26 protein-coding genes and 1 pseudogene are annotated in these 20699 nt (G+C 70.7%); 25 read left to right on the top strand and 2 right to left on the bottom strand.

Going from position 1 to position 20699, the window contains the following annotated elements; genetic code table 11:
* Positions 1-107 precede the first annotated feature (107 nt).
* The 13 genes and pseudogenes from IEX31_RS06630 (at position 108) to glmM (ending at position 8689) form a co-directional block, all read left to right on the top strand.
* Positions 108-278 carry a hypothetical protein gene (locus IEX31_RS06630; RefSeq protein ID WP_188742643.1) on the top strand — a complete coding sequence of 57 codons (171 nt, stop codon included), beginning with the start codon at positions 108-110 and terminating at the stop codon, positions 276-278.
* A 154-nt stretch (positions 279-432) separates the two neighbouring features.
* Entirely contained in the window at positions 433-873 is a 441-nt protein-coding gene (locus tag IEX31_RS06625) for a PTS mannitol transporter subunit IIA (protein WP_188742642.1), read from the top strand.
* Positions 870-1645 (top strand): annotated as a pseudogene (locus IEX31_RS06620) (mannitol dehydrogenase family protein). Before IEX31_RS06625 ends, IEX31_RS06620 begins: the two are co-directional and overlap by 4 nt.
* A 210-nt stretch (positions 1646-1855) precedes the next feature.
* The gene (gene infA / locus IEX31_RS06615; protein ID WP_011186713.1) at positions 1856-2077 is read left to right on the top strand and encodes a translation initiation factor IF-1; all 222 of its coding nucleotides are present in this window, start codon (positions 1856-1858) and stop codon (positions 2075-2077) included.
* 68 nt (positions 2078-2145) lie between these two features.
* Positions 2146-2262 carry a 50S ribosomal protein L36 gene (gene rpmJ, locus IEX31_RS06610; RefSeq protein WP_005050492.1) on the top strand — a complete coding sequence of 39 codons (117 nt, stop codon included), beginning with the start codon at positions 2146-2148 and terminating at the stop codon, positions 2260-2262.
* 214 nt (positions 2263-2476) lie between these two features.
* Positions 2477-2857, top strand: a complete 381-nt coding sequence (gene rpsM / locus IEX31_RS06605; protein ID WP_188742641.1) for a 30S ribosomal protein S13 — start codon at positions 2477-2479, stop codon at positions 2855-2857.
* Positions 2858-2889: 32 nt separating this feature from the next.
* A complete protein-coding gene (gene rpsK, locus IEX31_RS06600; protein ID WP_022889749.1) occupies positions 2890-3288 on the top strand; it encodes a 30S ribosomal protein S11 in 399 nt (132 codons plus the stop codon).
* Positions 3289-3464: 176 nt separating this feature from the next.
* Positions 3465-4448 (top strand): DNA-directed RNA polymerase subunit alpha, encoded by a 984-nt coding sequence (locus tag IEX31_RS06595; protein ID WP_188742640.1) that lies wholly within the window; start codon positions 3465-3467, stop codon positions 4446-4448.
* Positions 4449-4500: 52 nt separating this feature from the next.
* A complete protein-coding gene (gene rplQ, locus IEX31_RS06590; RefSeq protein WP_188742639.1) occupies positions 4501-5043 on the top strand; it encodes a 50S ribosomal protein L17 in 543 nt (180 codons plus the stop codon).
* A 200-nt stretch (positions 5044-5243) separates the two neighbouring features.
* Entirely contained in the window at positions 5244-6173 is a 930-nt protein-coding gene (locus IEX31_RS06585; protein ID WP_188742638.1) for a tRNA pseudouridine synthase A, read from the top strand.
* A gap of 157 nt (positions 6174-6330) precedes the next feature.
* Positions 6331-6777, top strand: a complete 447-nt coding sequence (gene rplM / locus IEX31_RS06580; RefSeq protein ID WP_188742637.1) for a 50S ribosomal protein L13 — start codon at positions 6331-6333, stop codon at positions 6775-6777.
* Positions 6778-6820: 43 nt separating this feature from the next.
* The gene (rpsI, locus tag IEX31_RS06575) at positions 6821-7306 is read left to right on the top strand and encodes a 30S ribosomal protein S9 (protein WP_188742636.1); all 486 of its coding nucleotides are present in this window, start codon (positions 6821-6823) and stop codon (positions 7304-7306) included.
* A 21-nt stretch (positions 7307-7327) separates the two neighbouring features.
* Positions 7328-8689: a phosphoglucosamine mutase gene (gene glmM / locus IEX31_RS06570; protein ID WP_188742635.1), complete on the top strand. Its 1362-nt coding sequence runs from the start codon at positions 7328-7330 to the stop codon at positions 8687-8689.
* A 151-nt stretch (positions 8690-8840) separates the two neighbouring features.
* Here the strand turns inward: glmM and coaA are convergent, their stop codons facing one another.
* Positions 8841-9797: a type I pantothenate kinase gene (coaA, locus tag IEX31_RS06565; RefSeq protein ID WP_188742634.1), complete on the bottom strand. Its 957-nt coding sequence runs from the start codon at positions 9795-9797 to the stop codon at positions 8841-8843.
* Between the two features lie 85 nt (positions 9798-9882).
* On the opposite strand from coaA, the gene glmS reads away from it, so the two are divergent.
* From glmS to IEX31_RS06515, 10 genes are all read left to right on the top strand, one after another.
* Complete coding sequence (glmS, locus tag IEX31_RS06560; RefSeq protein WP_188742633.1) at positions 9883-11733, top strand: glutamine--fructose-6-phosphate transaminase (isomerizing); 1851 nt, start codon at positions 9883-9885, stop codon at positions 11731-11733.
* Positions 11734-11761: 28 nt separating this feature from the next.
* The gene (locus IEX31_RS06555; RefSeq protein WP_188742632.1) at positions 11762-12127 is read left to right on the top strand and encodes a holo-ACP synthase; all 366 of its coding nucleotides are present in this window, start codon (positions 11762-11764) and stop codon (positions 12125-12127) included.
* Positions 12124-13275, top strand: coding sequence for an alanine racemase (alr, locus tag IEX31_RS06550; RefSeq protein ID WP_188742631.1), 1152 nt, complete (start codon positions 12124-12126; stop codon positions 13273-13275). Before IEX31_RS06555 ends, alr begins: the two co-directional genes overlap by 4 nt.
* Complete coding sequence (gene tsaE / locus IEX31_RS06545; protein ID WP_188742630.1) at positions 13275-13781, top strand: tRNA (adenosine(37)-N6)-threonylcarbamoyltransferase complex ATPase subunit type 1 TsaE; 507 nt, start codon at positions 13275-13277, stop codon at positions 13779-13781. The genes alr and tsaE overlap by 1 nt, the downstream gene beginning before the upstream one ends.
* A 10-nt stretch (positions 13782-13791) precedes the next feature.
* Positions 13792-14412, top strand: a complete 621-nt coding sequence (tsaB, locus tag IEX31_RS06540; RefSeq protein ID WP_188742629.1) for a tRNA (adenosine(37)-N6)-threonylcarbamoyltransferase complex dimerization subunit type 1 TsaB — start codon at positions 13792-13794, stop codon at positions 14410-14412.
* Positions 14409-14924: a ribosomal protein S18-alanine N-acetyltransferase gene (rimI, locus tag IEX31_RS06535; RefSeq protein ID WP_229662152.1), complete on the top strand. Its 516-nt coding sequence runs from the start codon at positions 14409-14411 to the stop codon at positions 14922-14924. Before tsaB ends, rimI begins: the two co-directional genes overlap by 4 nt.
* Complete coding sequence (tsaD, locus tag IEX31_RS06530; protein ID WP_188742628.1) at positions 14921-15973, top strand: tRNA (adenosine(37)-N6)-threonylcarbamoyltransferase complex transferase subunit TsaD; 1053 nt, start codon at positions 14921-14923, stop codon at positions 15971-15973. Before rimI ends, tsaD begins: the two co-directional genes overlap by 4 nt.
* Before the next feature lie 146 nt (positions 15974-16119).
* A complete protein-coding gene (locus IEX31_RS06525; RefSeq protein ID WP_188742627.1) occupies positions 16120-16482 on the top strand; it encodes a DUF4190 domain-containing protein in 363 nt (120 codons plus the stop codon).
* Positions 16483-16523: 41 nt separating this feature from the next.
* Positions 16524-17237, top strand: coding sequence for a DUF4190 domain-containing protein (locus tag IEX31_RS06520; RefSeq protein ID WP_188742626.1), 714 nt, complete (start codon positions 16524-16526; stop codon positions 17235-17237).
* 23 nt (positions 17238-17260) lie between these two features.
* The gene (locus IEX31_RS06515; protein ID WP_188742625.1) at positions 17261-17845 is read left to right on the top strand and encodes a DUF4190 domain-containing protein; all 585 of its coding nucleotides are present in this window, start codon (positions 17261-17263) and stop codon (positions 17843-17845) included.
* A gap of 70 nt (positions 17846-17915) precedes the next feature.
* On the opposite strand, the gene IEX31_RS06510 is transcribed toward IEX31_RS06515, so the two are convergent.
* Entirely contained in the window at positions 17916-19103 is a 1188-nt protein-coding gene (locus IEX31_RS06510) for a class I SAM-dependent methyltransferase (protein ID WP_188742624.1), read from the bottom strand.
* Between the two features lie 148 nt (positions 19104-19251).
* Between IEX31_RS06510 and groES the strand changes: the two genes are divergently transcribed.
* Together groES and rarD are read left to right on the top strand one after the other, a co-directional pair.
* Positions 19252-19548, top strand: a complete 297-nt coding sequence (groES, locus tag IEX31_RS06505; RefSeq protein ID WP_188742623.1) for a co-chaperone GroES — start codon at positions 19252-19254, stop codon at positions 19546-19548.
* Positions 19549-19662: 114 nt separating this feature from the next.
* Positions 19663-20595, top strand: a complete 933-nt coding sequence (gene rarD, locus IEX31_RS06500) for an EamA family transporter RarD (protein WP_188742654.1) — start codon at positions 19663-19665, stop codon at positions 20593-20595.
* Positions 20596-20699 lie beyond the last annotated feature (104 nt).

Raw genomic sequence — 20699 nt, 5'->3', positions numbered from 1 at the left:
GGTGGAACGAAAACCCGAAGCCCTTCGTCTGGACCAAGCCCGCCGAGCAGATCCTCGACTCCCTCAAACGACTACTCCAACGAACTACCGGCGCAGGACACTAGGCCATGGCGAACCTCGACGAGTCGGCCGACCTCGTCATCACGCACCAGGACCTGACCGAGCGGGCCAGGCTGCAGTCGCCGAACGCGATCCACGTGTCGGTTGAGAACTTCATGAACTCGCCGAAGTACGACGAGATCGTGATGATGATGATCCAGTCGGAGGGCGTCCGCTGACCGCCCGATCCGGATGACGCGACGCCCGAGGCGCGGCCCCTCCACGGAGGCGGCCGCGGCTCGGGCGGCCGCGTCGCCTCCGCCGGCACGATCCGACCACCGCCCCGACCCGACGAAAGAATCGACGAGAACGACGAGGAAGAAGGAGAACTCCATGACCGACCAGATCCTGCCGGCCGACCACGTCCGGCTCGCCGCCCGCGCCACCAGCCGCGACGACGCGATCCGCGAGGCGGGGGCCATCCTCGTCGACGCTGGTGCCGTCGAGCCCGGGTACATCGACTCCATGCTCGAACGCGAGGGCTCGGTCTCGACCTACATGGGCAACTTCCTGGCGATCCCGCACGGCACCAACGAGGCGAAGGACCAGATCCGCCGGTCGGCGCTCTCGGTCATCCGGTACGACGAGCCCGTCGACTGGGACGGGGAGGAGGCCCGCTTCGTGGTCGGCATCGCGGGCATCGAGAACGAGCACCTCGAGATCCTGTCGAAGATCGCGATCATCTTCTCCGACGAGGACGGGGTGCAGCGACTCGTCGCCGCGCCGACCGCCGCCGAGCCGCACGCCCTCCTCTCGGAGGTCAACGCATCGTGAAGGCCGTCCACTTCGGCGCCGTGAACATCGGCCGCGGATTCGTCGGGCTCCTCCTGCACGAGGCCGGCTATGAGGTGGTGTTCGCCGACGTGAACGCCGAGCTCATCGAGGCGCTCGCGGCATCCGACCACTCGAGACCTTCTTCGAGTGGGCGGTCGAGCGGCCGCCGTTCGGCGGCGCCGCGCCCGAGATCCCCGGCGCGCATTTGGTCGACGACCTCGCGCCGTACATCGAGCGGAAGCTCTTCACCGTGAACACGGGACACGCGGCGACCGCGTACTTCGGATTCCTCGCCGGTCACGAGCGGATCAGCGACGCATTGGCCGATCCCCGGGTCGCGGCCGGCGTCGAGCGGGCGCTCGGGGAGACGAGCGCGCTCATCGTGGCGAAGCACGGCTTCACCGATGCGGAACAGGCCGGCTACCGGGCGCGGATCCTCGAGCGGTTCCGCAACCCCGAGCTTCCCGACACCGTCGAACGCGTGGGCCGGCAGCCGCTGCGCAAGCTCGGGCGCCACGAGCGGTTCATCGGGCCCGCGGCCGAGCTCACGTCGGCGGGGCAGCCGGCCGACGGGCTGCTCGCGGCCGTCGGCGCCGCCCTGCGCTTCGATGTGCCGGCCGATCCCGAGAGCGTGGAGCTCGGGGTGCTCCTCGCCGCCCGCGAACCCGCCGCCTTCGTTCACGAGGTCACGGGCACCGCGGCGGGGCATCCGCTCGAACCCGGGCTGGTCGCGACGGTCGCCGAGGCGAAGGCCGCGCGCGCTGCCGGGTAGCCCGCCGAGCCGAAGACCCGCCCCGGCTCGCGGGCGCCGCGCGAGGTTGGTGGCCTCGACTGGCGCGACGGCCCGAAATCGCCTATAGTTGATCCTTGGTGTTCTGCACGCCCGCTTCGGCATGCCCGACGGCCTCGGCCCGACGGATCCGTCGTCGTGCGCAACATCATCGCACGACCAGCATCCTGAACTCCAAGCGATAGTGAGGCTATGGCCAAGAAAGACGGCGTCATCGAGATCGAAGGCTCGGTCATCGAGGCACTCCCGAACGCGATGTTCCGAGTGGAACTCACGAACGGGCACAAGGTACTCGCGCACATCTCAGGCAAGATGCGCCAGCACTACATCCGCATCCTCCCCGAGGACCGCGTGATCGTGGAGTTGAGCCCGTACGACCTGACGCGCGGCCGCATCGTCTACCGCTACAAGTGAGGACCGCTGGAAAGTAACGGCCCGCGGCACCCCGCGGGTACGAGGACAGCGAAAACCAAGGAAACATTGTGAAGGTCAACCCCAGCGTCAAGCCCATCTGCGACCACTGCAAGGTCATCCGCCGCCACGGCCGCGTCATGGTCATCTGCAAGAGCAACCCGCGGCACAAGCAGCGCCAGGGTTGAGCCGAAGGTTGAGGCCGCGAAGCGGGCTCAACCGAAGGCTCAAGATCGAGGAGCGCCGCGAAGCGACGCGTATCGAGATCCCGCACCCACAACTGAACACCGCAACGGCAACGCCAGAACCGCGACATCCCGGATGTTGCGGGGACACCTCGGGTCGGAGGCCCGGGCACCGGCGCTGCTCCACACCTCCACTTCGAAACAGGAGAAGCCACACATGGCACGTCTGGCAGGAGTCGACATCCCGCGCGAGAAGCGCGTGGAGATCGCACTGACCTACATCTACGGCGTCGGCCGCACGCGAGCGCTCACCACTCTCGCCGAGACCGGCATCGACGGCAACATCCGCGTGAAGGACCTCAGCGACGAGCAGCTCGTCGCCCTCCGCGACTACATCGAGGGCAACTTCAAGGTCGAGGGCGACCTCCGCCGTGAAGTCGCCGCCGACATCCGCCGCAAGGTCGAGATCGGATCCTACCAGGGCCTGCGCCACCGTCGCGGTCTCCCGGTCCGCGGCCAGCGCACCAAGACCAACGCTCGTACCCGCAAGGGCCCGAAGCGCACCGTCGCCGGCAAGAAGAAGCCCGGCCGCAAGTAACCGCTCGTCGCCAGATCTAGGAGATTTCACACATGGCAGCACCCAAGGCGGCTACTCGCAAGCCGCGCAAGAAGGAAAAGAAGAACATCGCCGTGGGCCAGGCCCACATCAAGTCGACGTTCAACAACACGATCGTCTCGATCACCGACACCAACGGTGCCGTGATCAGCTGGGCGTCCTCGGGCGGCGTCGGCTTCAAGGGCTCGCGCAAGTCGACCCCGTTCGCCGCGCAGCTGGCGGCCGAGTCGGCCGCGCGTCAGGCGCAGGAGCACGGCATGAAGAAGGTCGATGTCTTCGTCAAGGGTCCGGGCTCGGGCCGCGAGACCGCCATCCGCTCGCTCCAGGCCGCAGGCCTCGAGGTCGGCAGCATCAACGACGTGACGCCGCAGGCGCACAACGGATGCCGCCCGCCGAAGCGTCGCCGCGTCTAGTTCTCCGTCGTCGGTCGAGTAGGGCGCCTGCGCCCGTATCGAGACTCCGGCGGCATCCCCTGGTCTCGATACGGCTCTGACGGGGCCCGCTCGACCGGCCACACGTTCTCTCACAACTCAAGATCCTCGACCTCGCAGGTGTCATATAGCGGACACCCTGCCGAAAGGAATCAACAGTGCTGATCGCACAGCGCCCGACGCTCACCGAAGAGAACATCTCGGAGTTCCGTTCGCGTTTCGTGATCGAGCCCCTCGAGCCGGGCTTCGGCTACACCCTGGGCAACTCGCTCCGTCGCACCCTCCTGTCCTCTATCCCCGGCGCAGCCGTGACGAGCATCCGCATCGACGGCGTGCTCCACGAGTTCTCGACCGTCCCGGGCGTCAGGGAGGATGTCACCGAGATCATCCTCAACATCAAGAACCTCGTCGTCTCCAGCGAGCACGACGAGCCCATCACCGCGTACCTCCGCAAGCAGGGCGCCGGTGAGGTCACCGCCGCTGACATCTCCGCTCCGGCCGGTGTCGAGGTGCACAACCCCGAGCTCGTCATCGCGACGCTCAACGACTCGGCGAAGTTCGAGCTCGAGCTCACGATCGAGCGCGGGCGCGGCTACGTGTCGGCCAGCCAGAACCGCAACGAGTACTCGGAGGCCGGCCAGATCCCGGTCGACTCGATCTACTCGCCGGTGCTCAAGGTCACCTACCGCGTCGAGGCGACGCGTGCCGGTGAGCGCACCGACTTCGACCGCCTCGTGGTCGACGTCGAGACGAAGCCGGCCATCACGCCGCGCGACGCCATCGCCTCGGCGGGTCGCACGCTCACGGAGCTGTTCGGCCTCGCACGCGAGCTGAACGCCGCCGCCGAGGGCATCGAGATCGGCCCCGCGCCCGTCGACGCCGTGCTCTCGAGCGAACTGTCGATCCCGATCGAGGACCTCGACCTGTCCGTGCGCAGCTACAACTGCCTGAAGCGCGAGGGCATCAACACGGTCTCCGAGCTCGTCGCCCTGTCGGAGTCGCAGCTCATGAACATCCGCAACTTCGGCCAGAAGTCGGTGGATGAGGTCAAGGACAAGCTCACCGAGATGGGTCTCTCGCTGAAGGATTCCGTGCCCGGATTCGACGGCGCCCACTTCTACACGGGCTTCGACGACGAGTGACCCGTCGCCTTCGCCCGCCGTACTGACCCCCCACCACTGGAGATAACGAACCATGCCGAAGCCCACCAAGGGGCCCCGCCTCGGAGGCGGACCCGCGCACGAGCGGCTCCTGCTCGCGAACCTCGCCGCAGCGCTCTTCACGCACGAGCGGATCACCACGACCGAGACGAAGGCCAAGCGGCTCCGCCCGCTGGCCGAGCGTCTCATCACGTTCGCCAAGCGCGGCGACCTGCACGCGCGCCGTCGCGTCCTCGCCGTGATCGGCGACAAGTCCGTCGTGCACAAGTTGTTCACGGAGATCGCGCCGCAGGTCGCCGACCGCGAGGGCGGCTACACCCGCATCACGAAGATCGGCTACCGCAAGGGCGACAACGCCCCCATGGCGGTCATCGAGCTCGTCCTCGAACCGGTCGTGAAGAAGCAGCGCGCCGCCAAGCCCGCGACCGCGGAGGCACCTGTCGAGGAGCCGGTGGTCGAGGAGACCCCCGAGGAGGTCGTGACCGAGGCCGAGGCTGCGGTCGACGAGGCCGCGGGTTCCGAGGCATCCGTGGAGTCGGCGGAGACGCCAGCCGAGGAGACCGTCGAGGCCAAGTAGTTCGTCACGTTCCGTCGAGGACCCGGATGCCGCAGCATCCGGGTCCTCGGTCGTCTCGCGGCTCGACCCTCCCGTCCCATCTTCCCGTTCCCGCGCGGCGTGGCCCGTGGAACGGGCACGCCGCGCAGGAAGGGAAACCCACGGCGTTGGGACTGGTCGTGGCGACGGTCGCGGGGCGTGCCGCGCCGTAGGCTGGAGGCGTGAGCGAGACGAGCGGGCGCGACGGCGTCGGCACGTATGCCGCGACCCCCGTCGTCCGGATCCGGTTCGGGATCGCCTACGACGGCACCGACTTCAGCGGCTGGAGCCGGCAGCCCGGGCTCCGCACCGTGCAGGGAGTGCTCGAGGACGCCCTCGCCACGCTCTTCCGCCGAACCGGCGAGCGGCCGCGCCTCACGGTCGCCGGGCGAACCGATGCCGGCGTGCATGCCCTCGGGCAGGTCGCGCACCTCGATGTCTCGGAGCCGGCACTCGCCGCCGTCGCACGACCGCGTCGCGGCCGGGACCCCGACGCCACGCCCGAGGCCGCGCTCGGCCGGCGCCTCACCGGCATCATCGGCGCCGACGCCGACGTCGTGATCACCTACGCCGAACGAGCGCCCGCCGGGTTCGACGCCCGGTTCTCGGCGACCTGGCGGCGCTACGAGTACCGCGTGGCCGACGCGGCATCCGTTCGCGACCCGCTCGAGCGGCGGCGTACCGTCGTGATCCCCAGGCCACTCGACGTCGATGCGATGGATGCCGCGGCGCGGTCGCTCCTCGGACTGCACGACTTCGCGGCGTATTGCCGGCCGCGCGAGGGCGCGACGACCGTCCGCACGCTGCAGTCCTACACGTGGCGGCGGGCGGACGGCGGCGTCCTCGTCGCGTCGCTCCAGGCCGACGCGTTCTGCCACTCGATGGTGCGCGCGCTCGCAGGGGCGTGCGTGGCCGTGGGGGAGGGCCGGCTCGAGGCATCCGACCCGCTCGCGCTGCTTCGCGCCGCCGAGCGCACCAGCGCGTTCAAGGTGATGCCGGCGAAGGGGCTCGTGCTCACCGAGGTGGGCTACCCCGACGACGCCGAGCTGGAGCGGCGCGCGGTGCAGACCAGGGCGCGCCGTGAATTGCACACCGAGGGTGTCGTCGGCTAGGCTGTCTCTTTGGTGCCGTCACTGCCGCTCCCTGAGCCGGTCGAAGGGCGGTGCCCGATGTTGAGCCCTCCAACCGGGCGTTCGAACGCGTGAGCGGCCGAACACCCAACGGAGCGGGATTCACGAACCCCTCACTCGATCAGAAAGCAGCACCACTGTGACGCGCACCTACACCCCGAAGGCGAACGAGATCCAGCGCGACTGGGTCGTCATCGACGCCACCGACATCGTGCTCGGCCGCCTCGCGAGCCACTCGGCCGCGCTCCTGCGCGGCAAGCACAAGCCGATCTTCGCGAACCACGTCGACACCGGTGACTTCGTCATCATCATCAATGCCGACAAGGTGGCCCTCACCGGCCAGAAGCTCGAGCAGAAGAAGGCCTACCGTCACTCGGGTTATCCGGGCGGCCTCAAGGCCGTCGGCTACGCCGAGCTCCTCGAGAAGAACCCCGTCCGCGCCGTCGAGAAGGCGATCCGCGGAATGCTCCCCAAGAACTCGCTCGGCCGTCAGCAGCTGAAGAAGCTGAAGGTCTACGCCGGTCCGGAGCACCCGCACGCGGCCCAGCAGCCGAAGCCGTACACCCTCACCCAGGTCGCCCAGTAACTCCGGCGCACTCGACGTTCTCGAAATAAGGATTCACACCACCATGGCGAAGATCGCAGACCAGATCGAAGCGGCTCCCGAGAGCTACAGCACCGAGAGCGCCCCCGAGGCGGCTCCGGCCACTCCGCGGCCGGTGCTCAACGTCTCTGGCGCGGCCGTCGGCAGACGCAAGCAGGCCATCGCGCGCGTGCGCGTCATCCCCGGCGCCGGCACCATCACGGTCAACGGCCGTGAGTTCGCGGACTACTTCCCTAACAAGCTGCACCAGCAGCTCATCACCGACCCGTTCACGGTGCTCGAGCTCACCGGCTCGTACGACGTGATCGCCCGCATCACCGGCGGCGGCCCCTCGGGCCAGGCCGGCGCGCTGCGCCTCGCGATCGCGCGTGCGCTGAACGAGATCGACCGTGACAACAACCGCCCGAAGTTGAAGAAGTCCGGCTTCCTCACACGCGACGCTCGCGTGATCGAGCGGAAGAAGGCCGGCCTCAAGAAGGCCCGCAAGGCGCCCCAGTTCTCGAAGCGCTGATCCGGACCTCCGGTCCTCCGTATGCCCCGGCTCTTCGGAACCGACGGGGTCCGGGGCCTCGCCAACCGTGATCTCACGGCTGACCTGGCCCTGGGCCTCGCCCAGGCGGCTGCCGCCGTGCTCACGCAGGGACGACACGCCGACGAACGCCGCGCGGCCGGTCGCCGCCCGGTCGCCGTCGTCGCGCGCGACCCGCGCGTCTCCGGTGAGTTCCTCACTGCGGCCGTGTCGGCGGGCCTCGCGAGCTCCGGCGTCGACGTGCTCGACGCGGGCGTCATCCCGACGCCGGCGGCCGCGTTCCTCATCGACTCCATCGGCGCCGACTTCGGCGTCATGATCTCGGCGTCGCACAACCCGGCGCCCGACAACGGCATCAAGTTCTTCTCGTTCGGCGGCACCAAGCTGCCCGACGAGGTCGAGGACCGCATCGAGTCCTTCCTCGGCCGACAGAAGCTCGCGCCGGTGGGCGACGGCGTCGGCCGCATCCGCCGCTTCGCCGACGCCGAGGATCGCTACGTCGTGCACCTGCTGAGCACGCTGCCGAACCGGCTTGAAGGGCTCAAGGTCGTGCTCGACTGCGCGCACGGCGCGGCCGCGGGCGTGTCGCCCGAGACGTTCCGCGACGCGGGCGCCGAGGTGGTCGTCATCGGCGCCGACCCCGACGGCATGAACATCAACGACGGGGTCGGTTCCACGCACCTCGAGCCGTTGCAGGCGGCCGTGCTCGAGCACGGCGCGGATCTCGGCATCGCCCACGACGGCGACGCCGACCGGTGCCTGGCCGTCGACGCAGACGGCAACGTGATCGACGGCGACCGGATCATGGCGATCCTCGCGCTGTCCATGCACGAACGGGGGCGTCTCACTGACGACACCCTCGTCGTCACCGTCATGTCGAACCTCGGCCTGCGGCGTGCCATGGCCGAGCGCGGCATCCGCGTCATCGAGACCAAGGTCGGAGACCGCTACGTGCTCGAGGCGCTCGCCGCGGAGGGCCTCGCGCTCGGCGGCGAGCAGTCCGGTCACGTGATCATGACCGAGTACGCGACCACGGGTGACGGGGTGCTCACCGGGCTCCACCTCGCCGCCGAGCTCAACCGCACGGGCAAGTCCCTGTCCGAACTGGCGTCCGTGATGACGGTGTACCCGCAAGTGCTCGTGAACGTGCGCGGCGTCGACCACAACGCGCTGCACGACGACGCCGAGGTCGCCGCCGCCGTGGCCGCGGCCGAGGCGGAGCTGGGCGACTCGGGACGCGTGCTGCTGCGGCCGTCGGGCACCGAGCCGATGGTTCGCGTCATGGTCGAGGCGGCCGAGCAGGAGACGGCCGAACGCCACGCTGCCGCACTCGCGGCCGTCGTGCGTCGAAGCCTCGCTGTCTGAGCCGCGTCCGAAGGCAGGCGGCCGTGGCCGGCTCAGGCGGGCCGTTCCTGCTTCCGCGACCGGAGCGGGGTGTCGTCCTGCTTCCGTACGCCATGCGCGGAGTCGGCCCGGATGCCGCAGCGCGGCGCGCTCGGCGCGCTGACCCCCGGTCTCAGAGCTTGCGCAGGAGCACGTTCGACACCGCGTGGTCGGCGCTCTTGCGCAGCACGAGCGACGCGCGCGACCGCGTGGGCCGGATGTTCTGCAGCAGGTTGGGCTCGTTGATGGAGTGCCAGATCTCGCGGGCACGCTGGCGCGCCTCGTCCTCGGAGAGGCTCGCGTACCGATGGAAGTACGAGCGCGGATTCGAGAACGCACCGCGCTGGAGCTTCAGGAACCGCTCCTCGTACCATCTGGCGATGTCGCTCGTGCGCGCGTCGACGTAGATCGCGAAATCGAACAGGTCGCTCACCGCGAGCCGGTGCCCGGGTCCCGGCGGCTGCAGCACGTTGAGGCCCTCGACGATCAGCACGTCGGGCCGGCGCACGGTGATCCGCGCGTCCGGCACGATGTCATAGGCGAGGTGCGAGTAGAACGGGGCCTGTACCGCGGCCGCCCCGGCCTTCACCTCGCTCACGAATCGGAGCAGCGCCCGCCGGTCGTACGACTCGGGAAACCCCTTGCGCGCCATGAGGCCGCGGCGCTCGAGCTCGGCGTTCGGGAAGAGGAATCCGTCGGTGGTCACGAGCTCGACTCGAGGCGTGTGCTCCCACCGCGTGAGCAGCTCGCGGAGCAGCCGCGCGATGGTGGACTTGCCCACGGCCACCGAACCCGCCACGCCGATCACGAACGGCGTGTGCTCCGGCCGCTTCCTCAGGAACTCGCTCGTGACGTCGTGCAGCGACTTCGTGCCGCCGACGTACAGGTTGAGCAGGCGGCTGAGCGGCAGGTAGACCTCGGCGACCTCGCGGAGATCGAGCGGCTCCCCGAGGCCGCGCAGCTGCACGATCTCGATCTCGCTGAGCGGCGCCGGCATCGACGGCGCAAGGGCGGCCCAGCTCGCCCGATCGAGCTCGATGAACGGCGTGATCTGCGCGCCGTGCGGCAACGGGCTCTGCGGATCAAGCACCGTGACAGTCTAGTGTCGCGGTGCGCGGCCCAGGAGGTGCACGCACGCGGCGGGCGCACAGCGCCGCGACACTAGAATCGCCTCCATGTGTGGAATCGTCGGATACGTCGGAGAGCGCAACAGCCTCGACGTCCTCATGGGGGGTCTTCGCCGCCTCGAGTATCGCGGTTACGACTCGGCGGGGGTGGCGATCGTCGACGACGACGGCGTGATGGAGACGGCGAAGCGCGCGGGCAAGCTCCAGGTGCTCGCCGACGACCTCGAGGCGACTCCCCTCCATCGCGGCGGCACCGGCATCGGCCACACCCGCTGGGCCACCCACGGCGGTCCCACCGACCGGAACGCGCACCCGCACCTCGGCGACGACGGCCGGCTCGCGCTCATCCACAACGGCATCATCGAGAACTTCGCCGAGCTGAAGGACGAACTGCTCGCCGAGGGCTATGCGTTCGAGAGCGAGACCGACACCGAGGTCGCCGCCGTGCTCCTCGGCCGCGAGTTCCGGCGCACGGGCGAGCTCACCGAGGCGTTCCGGGCCACGGTCTCGCGTCTCGAGGGCGCGTTCACGCTGCTCGCGGTGCACCGCGACCAGCCCGGCGTCGTGGTGGGCGCACGGCGCAACTCCCCGCTCGTCATCGGCCTCGGCGACGGCGAGAACTTCCTGGGGTCGGATGTGGCGGCCTTCGTCGAGTTCACGAAGCGAGCCGTGGCGATCGGCCAGGACCAGATCGTCACGCTCACCGCCGACGACGTCACCGTGACCGACTTCGCCGGCGACGCCGTCGAGGTCGAGCCGTTCGATGTCGCGTGGGACGCCTCGGCCGCCGAGAAGGGCGGCTGGTCCTCCTTCATGCGCAAGGAGGTCTCCGAGCAGCCCGAGGCCGTCTCGAACACGCTCCTCGGCCGGGTCGACGAGGGCCGGGTCGTGATCCCCGAGCTCGCCGACTTCGGCGACGACGAGCTGCGGGCCATCCGCCGCATCACCGTGATCGCATGCGGAACGGCCGCCTATGCCGGGATGGTCGCCAAGTACGCCATCGAGCAGTGGGCGCGCGTGCCGGTCGAGGTGGAGCTCAGCCACGAGTTCCGCTACCGCGACCCCGTACTCGACGCCGACACCCTGGTCGTCTCGATCAGCCAGTCGGGCGAGACCATGGACACGCTGATGGCCGTCAAGTACGCCAGGGAGATGGGGGCGCGCACGATCTCGATCTGCAACACGCAGGGCGCCACCATCCCGCGCGAATCCGACGCGGTGGTCTACACGCACGCCGGCCCAGAGGTCGCGGTGGCCTCGACGAAGGCCTTCGTCGCCCAGATCGCCGCCCTCTACCTGTTCGGCCTCCACCTCGCCCGCGTGCGCGGCACGCTCGGCCCCGACGAGCTCGCGGCGCAACTCGCCGAGCTGCAGGCGGTGCCCGAAAAGCTCCGCACCGTGCTCGAGCAGATCGATCGCGTGGGGCAGCTCGCGCACTGGATGGCCGACACGCGCTCTGTGCTGTTCCTCGGGCGTCATGTGGGCTACCCGATCGCGCTCGAGGGAGCCCTGAAGCTCAAGGAACTCGCCTACATCCACGCTGAGGGCTTCGCCGCCGGCGAGCTCAAGCACGGCCCGATCGCGCTCATCGAGCCGGGCCAGCCCGTCTTCGTCGTGGTGCCGAGCCCGCGCGGCTCGGCGAACCTGCACCAGAAGGTCGTCTCGAACATCCAGGAGATCCGCGCCCGTGGGGCGCGCGTCATCGCGATCGCCGAGGCCGGGGATGCCGCGGTGCTGCCGTTCGCCGACGAGGTGCTGCGCATCCCGCTCGCGGCGCCCCTCTTCGAACCGCTGCTGGCGGTGGTGCCGCTGCAGATCTTCGCCATGGAGCTCGCGCAGGCCAAGGGCCTCGACGTCGACCAGCCGCGCAACCTCGCGAAGTCCGTGACGGTGGAATGAGCCGGGCGACCCTGGGTCGGGAGGCGCGGTGATCATCGGTATCGGCATCGACGTCGTCGACATCGCGCGCTTCGAGCGTTCGATCGCGCGGACCCCGGGTCTCGTGGAGCGACTGTTCGCCGAGAGCGAACGCGATCGCCCGGCGCGATCGCTCGCCGCGCGGTTCGCGGCGAAGGAGTCGCTCATCAAGGCGCTCGGGGGGCACGCCGTCATCCGCTGGCATGAGATGTGCGTCGTGCAGGACGCCGAGGGCAATCCCGACTTCGAGCTCACCGGCGGCCTCGCCGCGCACCTGCGGACCCTCGGCATCGACCGCGTGCACCTCTCCATGAGCCACGACGCGGGAATTGCGAGCGCCTTCGTGGTGCTCGAGGCCGAGCGGGGCGTCGTGTGAACGCGAGCCCGGACGCGGATGCCGCGACGCGGCCGTTCCGCGAGGCGGTCGTCGACCTCGACGCCATCCGCGAGAACGTCGCCGACCTCGCGCGGCTCGTCGCGCCCGCGCAGGCGATGGCCGTCGTGAAGGCGGACGCGTACGGGCACGGGGCGGTGCCGGTCGCGCGTGCCGCGCTCGCCGGGGGTGCGACGTGGCTCGGCGTCGCCGACCTCGCCGAGGCCGTGGCGATCCGCGCCGCGGGCATCCGCGCACCGCTCCTCGCGTGGCTGCACGACCCCGACGCCGCGTTCGCGACCGCGGTCGAACGCGATGTCGACCTGGGCGTCTCCTCGCTCGCGCAGCTCGAGGCCATCGTGGCGGCCTCGGCATCAGTCGGACGGCCCGCCCGCGTGCACCTGAAGATCGACACGGGACTCAGCCGCAACGGGGTCGCACCCGAGGCGTGGGCCGAGGCCGTCGCCGCGGCCGTCCGTCTCGAGCGCGCGGGGCGCGTCCGCGTGCGCGGCATCTTCAGCCACCTCGCGAACACGTCGGCCGAGGAGGATGCTGCGCAGCTCGCCGCGTTCGAGGCGGCGCTCGCCGCGGCATCCGCTGCCGGACTCGCCCCCGAGGTCCGGCACATCGCGTCGACCGCGGGCGCCCTGCGACGGCCCGAGTCGCGTTACGACCTCGTTCGCCTCGGCATCGGAATCTACGGCATCCCGCCGTTCGGCGACGGCACAAAGGCCGCCGACCTCGGCCTGCGGCCGGCGATGACCCTTCGCGGTCGCGTCGCGGCCGTCCGCCGCATCGATGCCGGCACCGGGGTCTCGTACGGTCACGCCTGGCGCGCGGACCGCCCCACGACCGTCGCGCTCGTGCCGCTCGGCTACGCCGACGGCGTGCCCCGGCAGGCGTCCGGCCGGGGCGAGGTCTGGCTCGCCGGCGCGCGACGCCGCATCGTCGGACGCATCGCGATGGACCAGTTCCTCGTCGACGTCGGCGATGACGCCGTCGCGGTCGGCGACGAGGTCGTGCTCTTCGGCGACCCGGCGACCGGTGCGCCGTCGGCCGACGACTGGGGCGACGCGGCTGACACCATCGGCTACGAGATCGTCACGCGCATCGGCCCCCGGGTGCCGCGCACCTACGTGGGCGGCGCGTGATGCGCATCGAGATCGCCGACGCCGCCGCGATGGAGGCGTTCGGCCGGGAGCTCGGCACCCTCCTGCGGGCGGGCGACCTCGTGGTGCTCACCGGCCCGCTCGGAGCGGGCAAGACCACGCTCACGCGCGGCCTCGGCGAGGGCCTCGGTGTACGCGCGCCCGTGCAGAGTCCCACGTTCGTGCTCGCTCGCACGCATCCGAGCCTCGTCGGCGGGCCGCCGCTCGTGCACGTGGACGCCTACCGGCTGGGTACCCCCGAGCTCCTCGACGACCTCGACCTCGACTTCGCCCACTCGGTGGTCGTCGTCGAGTGGGGCGCGGGGCTCCTCGACGACGTCGCCGAATCGTGGCTCGACATCGTCATCGAACGTCCAGAGGGCGCCGGCGCGGGAACGATGACGGATGCCTCGGACGCCGAGCTCCTGGGCGCCGACGAGCCGCGCGTCCTGGAGGTGCGCGGGTACGGCCCGCGCTGGGAGGGGAGCCGGTTCGACGCCGCCGGGTAAGCTGGGATCCATGCTCCTCGCGATCGACACCTCGACGGGCACGAGCGTCGCCGTGGTCGATCGCGACACCGGCGTCCTCGCCGAGACGGGTACCGGAGACACCATGCGTCACGCCGAGGTCGTCGGCGGGTTCATCCGTGACGCACTCGCGGACGCGGGGGTGCGGGCCGACGAACTCTCGGGAGTGGCGGCCGGCATGGGTCCCGGCCCCTTCACCGGGCTCCGCGTCGGCATCGCCGCAGCGCACGCCTTCGCGCTCGGCATCTCGAAGCCGTTCGTCCCCATCGTGAGCCACGACGCGATCGCGTGGTGCTGGTACCGCGACGGAGGCGCGGGGACCCTGCAGGTCGTCACCGACGCGCGTCGGCGGGAGTTCGCGGTCTCCGAGTACGACGGCCTCGACGTCGACGGGCTCCCCGTGCGCACCGACGGCCCCCGCCTGGTGCCGCGCGACGACGTTCCGGGCGCACGGGGCATCCGCCTCGACGCCGCCGTCGTGCCCGCGGGTGCGGTCGGCATGCTCGCCGAGTTCGCGTACGTGGCAGGTCGACTGCCGCTCGCCGACGACGCGCCGCTCTACCTGCGGGCGCCGGACGTCACGCCCTCCGCCGGGAAGCGGGTGCTGCAGTGAGCGTGCTCATGCGCCGGGCGAAGCCCGCCGACCTCGACGCGATCATGCGGCTCGAACGCGACACCTTCGTGAACGACGCCTGGCCCGAGGCCGCCATGCGCCGCGAGCTCGAGAGTCCGCACGGCTACTACCTCGTGGCCGTCGACGACGCGGAGGAGGATCCCGACCGGCGCCTGCACGGCTATGCCGGACTGCTCGCGCCGTCGGGAAGCGTGCAGGGCGACATCCAGACCATCGCGGTCGCGCCGTTCGCGCGCGGCATCGGGCTCGGCCGCGGGCTCATGCATGCACTCATCACGCAAGCTCGTCGTCGCCACCTCGCCGAGCTCTTCCTCGAGGTGCGCGCCGACAACACGATCGCCCGTGAGCTGTACGACTCGCTCGGGTTCGAGCAGATCGGAGTGCGCCGCGGCTATTACCAGCCCGACGGCGTCGACGCGATCTCGATGCGCCTCGCCGTGCCGCCGGCCGTGACCCGCCCCGCGGCATCCGGGTCCGGTGCGAGCGCATGAACCGCGACGCGCCCCTCGTGCTCGGCATCGAGACGTCGTGCGACGAGACCGGGGTCGGTATCGTGCGCGGCACCGAGCTGCTCGCCAACGTCATCGCCTCGTCGATGGAGGAGCACGCGCGCTACGGCGGCGTCGTGCCCGAGGTCGCCGCCCGCGCCCATCTCGAGGCGCTCGGGCCGACGATCGCCGCCGCGCTCGCCGAGGCCGACATCGGGCTCGCCGACGTCGACGCGGTCGCGGTGACGAATGGACCCGGCCTCGCGGGTGCCCTGATGGTGGGCGTCGGCGCGGCCAAGGCGCTCGCGGTCGCGCTCGATCGCCCGCTGTACGCGGTGAACCACCTCGTCGGCCATGTCGGCGCCGACCTGCTCGACCACGAGGCTCCGCTCGAGACGCCGACGGTGGCCCTGCTCGTCTCGGGCGGGCACACGTCGCTCCTCCTGGTGCGCGATCTGGTCTCCGATGTCGAGCTCCTCGGCGAGACGGTCGACGACGCCGCCGGCGAGGCGTTCGACAAGGTGGCGCGCCTGCTCGGACTGCCCTACCCGGGCGGGCCCGAGATCGATCGTGCCGCGATCGGCGGCGACCCGACCGCGATCCGTTTCCCACGGGGCCTCACCCGGCCGAAGGACCAGGCCTCGCACAGCTTCGACTTCAGCTTCTCGGGGCTCAAGACGGCCGTGGCCCGCTGGGTCGAGCAGCGTGAGGCGGCCGGCGAGCCGATCCCCCTCGCGGATGTCGCGGCGAGCTTCCGCGAGGCGGTCGTCGACGTGCTCGTCGCCAAGGCCGTCGCGGCATGCACCGACCTCGGCGTGCCGCGGCTCCTCCTCGGCGGGGGCGTCGTCGCGAACGCGCGGCTCCGCGAGCTGGCCGAGGAGCGCGCCGCCGCGGCGGGCATCGCGCTGCGGATCCCGCCGCTGTCGCTCTGCACCGACAACGGCGCCATGATCGCGGAGCTCGGCGCGCAGCTCATCATGGCGGGGCATCCGCCGTCCTCGATGGACTTCGGCGCGGACTCGACGCTGCCGGTCACCGATATCCAGGCGTAACGACCCCGCGCGAGAGGCTGTCGGTCGCGCATCCGCCGCGATAGTGTGTGCAGCGTAGTGACCGGATGCCGCGCTTGGGCGCGCGCATCTCCAGCGGCGCCGCGTGTTGCGGCGACGAATCCACAGCATCGAGGGGACACACGACCGTGACCGATCCGAATCTTCCCGACCAGCCCGGCGCCGCAGTGCCGCCGCCCGCTCCCGCGTACGGCAGCGCACCGGCATACGGCCAGACCACACCGCCGACGGGCGCGAAGACGAACACGCTTGCGATCGTCTCGCTCGTGGCCTCGCTCATCGGCCTCATCTCCGGCATCGGCTTCCTCGTCGGCATCATCTGCGGGCACATCTCGCTCGGCCAGATCAAGAAGACCGGCGAGCAGGGCAGGGGCATGGCGATCGCCGGTCTCATCATCGGCTACGTGGGCATCGTGCTGTCGATCATCCTGACGATCCTGTTCTTCGCGGTGTTCGCCTCGCTGTGGCAGGCCGGCTACATCACGACCTAGTGAGCGGCCCGCGAACTCGACTTCCACGAAAGGCGAACGCCATGAGCGATCCCAACAACCCAGACGCGCCCAAGACGCCCGAGGAGCCCACCGTTCCGACTCCCGAGGAGCCGACGGTGCCGACTCCCGAGGAGCCGACGGTGCCGGCGCCCGAGGAGCCCACGTTCCCGTCGGAGCCCGAGCCGGGCTTCCCGACGCCGTCTGAGCCCTCCTACCCCGAGACGCCGTCGACGCCCGAGACGCCCGGCGTGCCGAGCGCCCCGGAAGCGCCCGTGCCGCCGGCTCCTCCGGTGCCGCCCGCGCCGCAGGCTCCCCCTGCCGCGCCGAGCTACGGCGCCGCGACGCCGCCGCCACCGCCGCCTCCCGGCGCCTACGGCGCGCCGGCTGCGGCGGCCTCGGCGCCGCAGCCGGGGTACGGGGAGCCCGGGTACGTGGCACCCGCCTACGGCACCACCACCTCGACGGCGAAGCCCACGCCCGTGCTCAGCCTGATCTCGCTCATCGCGGGCATCGTGGGCCTCGTCGGCTTCTTCGTGGTGTTCATCCCGATCGTCGGCGGCATCATGCAGCTGATCATCCCGGCCGCCGCCGTCGTGCTCGGCTTCCTCGGCAGGCGGAAGGAGCCGGCCGCCAGGGGCATGTGGCTCACGGGCATCATCCTCGGCTTCGTCGGCATCGCGATCGCCCTGCTCTCGATCGTCTTCTGGAGCATCGCGTTCGCCACGCTCCCGGGGTACGTCGATTATTCGTACTGAGGCCCTGAGGCCAGAGGTCGATGATGTCCGATCGCGAGGGGGTTCCGCCCGAAGGCGGGACCCCCGACCGTTCGGCCGACGGGCCCGACGGGACCGACGCGGACGCCATGCGCTCCGAGCGGCTCGATCGGCCGGTGCCCGGGGGCACGCCTACCCGGGTTCCGCCTGCTCCGGTGCCGCCTGCCCGGGTGCCGCCGGCCCCGGGCCCGCCTGCCGAACCCACGCTCCGTGCCGATCCCGCGGTGCGTGAGTTCGACGTGCCCTTCGACACCGGTGAGTTGCGCTCGCTGCCCACCGGCCAGCTGCTCGTCGTGCACCGCCCCGCACTCGGCGAGGCATCCGCCGCCGTCGAGGAGGAGCAGCAGCGCCGTGTGTACAGCTGGATCGCCGCCGTCGTGGGCACGATCGGCGCGTTGGCCTCTCTCTTCGTGGGGTGGATGCTCCCGCTCTCGATCGCGGCGATCGTCTTCGGCGTGCTCGGCCTCCGTCGCGAGGAGGAGGGACGCACGCTCGCGTTCGTCGGCATCGGCACCGGCATTGCGGGCCTCGTCTTCGCGGCCGTGTGGATCGGCTACTACGCCATCGTCTTCGGGGCGCTGCCGCGCTGAGTGCGCTGCCGCGCTGAGTGCGTGCCGACACCAACTGGCTGTGCTGCCGCCGACGGGTCGAGCCGGTGCCTCAGAGCCGCTCGACGAGCAGCGCGACGTGTCTGCCCTCATCACGCGTGAGCACGATCGTCGCGCGCTCGTCGCCGCGGAGCTTCAAGCGGGTGCGAAGTGCCGCGGGATCGACGTCGACGCCGCGCTTCTTGATCTCGAGCGTGCCGACGTGCCGGGCCGCGAGAGCCTGGCGCAGGTGCCGTTCGTCGGCGGGGAGGCGCTCGAGCACCCGGAACCCGCGCGCGAACGGCGAGTCGAACGGCGTGTCGGCGGTGAGGTACACGATGCCCGCGCTGATCATCCAGGCGCCGTTCGAGCGGGCCAGGTCGCCGATGAGGCGCGCGCGGATCACCGAGCCGTCCGGCTCGTACAGGTAGTCGCCGATGGGACCGACGGGGGCGTCCTCGCTGTCGCCGTCGGCCGTGAGCTCGGCGGCGCGGTCGTCGCGGATCACGAGGGCCGCCCGACGGATGCCCGGCCGCGCGACGCTGCCGAGCCACACCGCGAGCTCGACGACGTCGCCATCGACCGACACCCACTGCGCCTCCGCCTCGGCCGGGATGACGCCGCGATCGGTGCCCGGTCCGAGCTTCACGCCCACGGGCATGCGATCGGCGAGCCCGAACGCGAAATCGAGGGCGGGGGAGTAGTCGGCGGCATCCGCCAGCCGCCTCGTGGTGCCGCCCGAGGTCGTGCGGCGCGCCGGGTCGAGCCAGGCGCCGCCGATGCCCCCGAGCGGGACGTCCTCGGCGCGCGCATGCAGCACCCGGACCTTCGGGAACGGCGTGAGGTTGTAGGTCGCGATCGCCGCCGTCACCTCGTCGGAGTCGGCCGCCGTGACCTCGAGGTCGATCGCCGCCAGCGCGAGGGCGTCGCCGCCGATGCCGCAGCCGAGGTCGGCGACGTGGTGGATGCCCGCACGCGCAAATCGGCCGGCGTGCAGCGCGGCGACCTGGAGTCGCGTGGCCTGCTCGAGCCCGGCCTCGGTGAACAGCATGCGCGACGCGAACTCGCCGAACTTCGCGCGCGCCCTCGCGCGCAGCCTCGATTGGCTGAGGACGGTCGCGACGAGGCCTGGCGGATGCCCCTCGTGGCGGAGCGCGGCGACCGTGCGCACGATGTCGGCCTTCGAGTCCCACGCGGGCAGGCCGTCGAGTAATCGCAGGCCCTGGGGGGAGAGCAGTTCGACGAGCTCGGCGCGGTCCACCCGGCAACGCTAGCACCGAGCACCGGGGGCTGGCACTCACGTTGCACGAGTGCCAAATCGCCCCTAGACTCGCTTTAGCACTCTCGCAGTGAGGCTGCTAATCAGTCTTTCGTCAAGACAGTTTCTTCAACTAGAGAAGGGGTCAACCGTGTCGGTTTCCATCAAGCCGCTCGAGGATCGCATCGTCATCAAGCAGGTCGAGGCAGAGCAGACCACCGCGTCGGGTCTCGTGATCCCCGACACCGCCAAGGAGAAGCCCCAGGAGGGCGAGGTCGTGGCGGTGGGCCCCGGTCGCATCGACGACAACGGCAACCGCGTCCCGATCGACGTCGCCGTCGGCGACAAGGTCATCTACTCGAAGTACGGCGGCACCGAGGTGAAGTTCGGCGGCGAGGACTACCTCGTGCTGTCGGCCCGCGACGTGCTCGCGGTCGTCGTGCGCTAGTCGACACGTATCAGTCCGAGGCTCGGATGCCCCTGCGGCATCCGGGCCTCGTCGCGTGCCGGGCCGGCTGCGAAGCAGGCGTATCGTTGACCGGTGTCGACCCGCCGTGAAGCCATGCCCACCGCACCGCACGCGCACGGTGCGGTGAGCAGGTCGGGACTCGTCTTCGCGGTCGCCGCGTACGGGCTGTGGGGATTCCTGCCCGTCTACTTCATCGCGCTCGCGCCGTCGGGGCCGTTCGAGATCGTCGCCTGGCGCGTGCTGCTCTCTCTCGTGTTCTGCGCGTTCCTCATCGGCGTGACGCGCGCCTGGCGACCGTTCGCGGCGCTGCTCCGCGATCGCCGCGTCGTGCTCACGATGGGCCTGGCCGGCGTGCTCATCTTCGTGAACTGGCAGACGTACGTCTTCGCGACGTTGACCGGGCAAGTCGTCGAGGCCGCGCTCGGATACTTCATCAATCCGATCGTCACCGTCTTCCTCGGCGTGCTCGTGCTGGGCGAACGCCTCAACGCGATTCAGTGGGTCGCCGTCGGCGTCTCGATCGTCGGCGTCGTGGTGCTCGCGTTGGGCTACGGGCAGCTCCCGTGGATCGCGTTGATGCTCGCGTTCTCGTTCGGCTTCTACGGGCTCATCAAGAAGCGCGTCGGGCCGAAGGTCGACGCCGTGTCCGGCCTGACGATCGAGACCATGTGGCTTGCGCCGCTGGCGGTCGTGCAACTCGTGTTCGTCGCGATGACCACGGGCCTCACGATCGGCACGGTGAGCGCGTGGCATACCATTCTGCTGCTCATGGCGGGCGCCGTGACCGCGGTGCCGCTGCTGCTGTTCGCCGCGGCATCGCGACGCCTGCCGCTCATCTCCATGGGCTTCATCCAGTACTTCGCGCCGTTCATCCAGTTCCTCGTCGGGGTGGTGGTGCTCGGGGAGCCGATGCCGCTCGAACGCTGGATCGGGTTCGCGCTCGTATGGCTCGCGCTCATCGTGCTCACCTTCGACCTCGTTCGCGGTGTCCGTGCGACCAGGCGTACGCCGCTCGAGCCGATCTGAGCGTCGCGGGGAGGTGGTCGGATCGTCTCGACCCGCGACGCGAGAATCCGCCGATCGGCACCGTCATGACGCCGATTCCGTGCGCGTTCCGGGTGAAGGTGTCG

Source organism: Agromyces bauzanensis, from assembly GCF_014645655.1.
GTDB lineage: Bacteria > Actinomycetota > Actinomycetes > Actinomycetales > Microbacteriaceae > Agromyces > Agromyces bauzanensis.
This window is presented reverse-complemented; position numbering and strand designations above follow the sequence as displayed.

Coding starts and splice junctions, on each gene's coding strand:
- IEX31_RS06630 (WP_188742643.1), top strand. CDS start 108: ATGGCGAACCTCGACGAGTCGGCCGACCTCGTCATCACGCACCAGGAC.
- tsaB (WP_188742629.1), top strand. CDS start 13,792: ATGCTCCTCGCGATCGACACCTCGACGGGCACGAGCGTCGCCGTGGTC.
- rplQ (WP_188742639.1), top strand. CDS start 4,501: ATGCCGAAGCCCACCAAGGGGCCCCGCCTCGGAGGCGGACCCGCGCAC.
- tsaE (WP_188742630.1), top strand. CDS start 13,275: ATGCGCATCGAGATCGCCGACGCCGCCGCGATGGAGGCGTTCGGCCGG.
- infA (WP_011186713.1), top strand. CDS start 1,856: ATGGCCAAGAAAGACGGCGTCATCGAGATCGAAGGCTCGGTCATCGAG.
- glmS (WP_188742633.1), top strand. CDS start 9,883: ATGTGTGGAATCGTCGGATACGTCGGAGAGCGCAACAGCCTCGACGTC.
- tsaD (WP_188742628.1), top strand. CDS start 14,921: ATGAACCGCGACGCGCCCCTCGTGCTCGGCATCGAGACGTCGTGCGAC.
- rpsI (WP_188742636.1), top strand. CDS start 6,821: ATGGCGAAGATCGCAGACCAGATCGAAGCGGCTCCCGAGAGCTACAGC.
- IEX31_RS06515 (WP_188742625.1), top strand. CDS start 17,261: ATGTCCGATCGCGAGGGGGTTCCGCCCGAAGGCGGGACCCCCGACCGT.
- rarD (WP_188742654.1), top strand. CDS start 19,663: ATGCCCACCGCACCGCACGCGCACGGTGCGGTGAGCAGGTCGGGACTC.
- IEX31_RS06520 (WP_188742626.1), top strand. CDS start 16,524: ATGAGCGATCCCAACAACCCAGACGCGCCCAAGACGCCCGAGGAGCCC.
- glmM (WP_188742635.1), top strand. CDS start 7,328: ATGCCCCGGCTCTTCGGAACCGACGGGGTCCGGGGCCTCGCCAACCGT.
- IEX31_RS06625 (WP_188742642.1), top strand. CDS start 433: ATGACCGACCAGATCCTGCCGGCCGACCACGTCCGGCTCGCCGCCCGC.
- rpsM (WP_188742641.1), top strand. CDS start 2,477: ATGGCACGTCTGGCAGGAGTCGACATCCCGCGCGAGAAGCGCGTGGAG.
- rpsK (WP_022889749.1), top strand. CDS start 2,890: ATGGCAGCACCCAAGGCGGCTACTCGCAAGCCGCGCAAGAAGGAAAAG.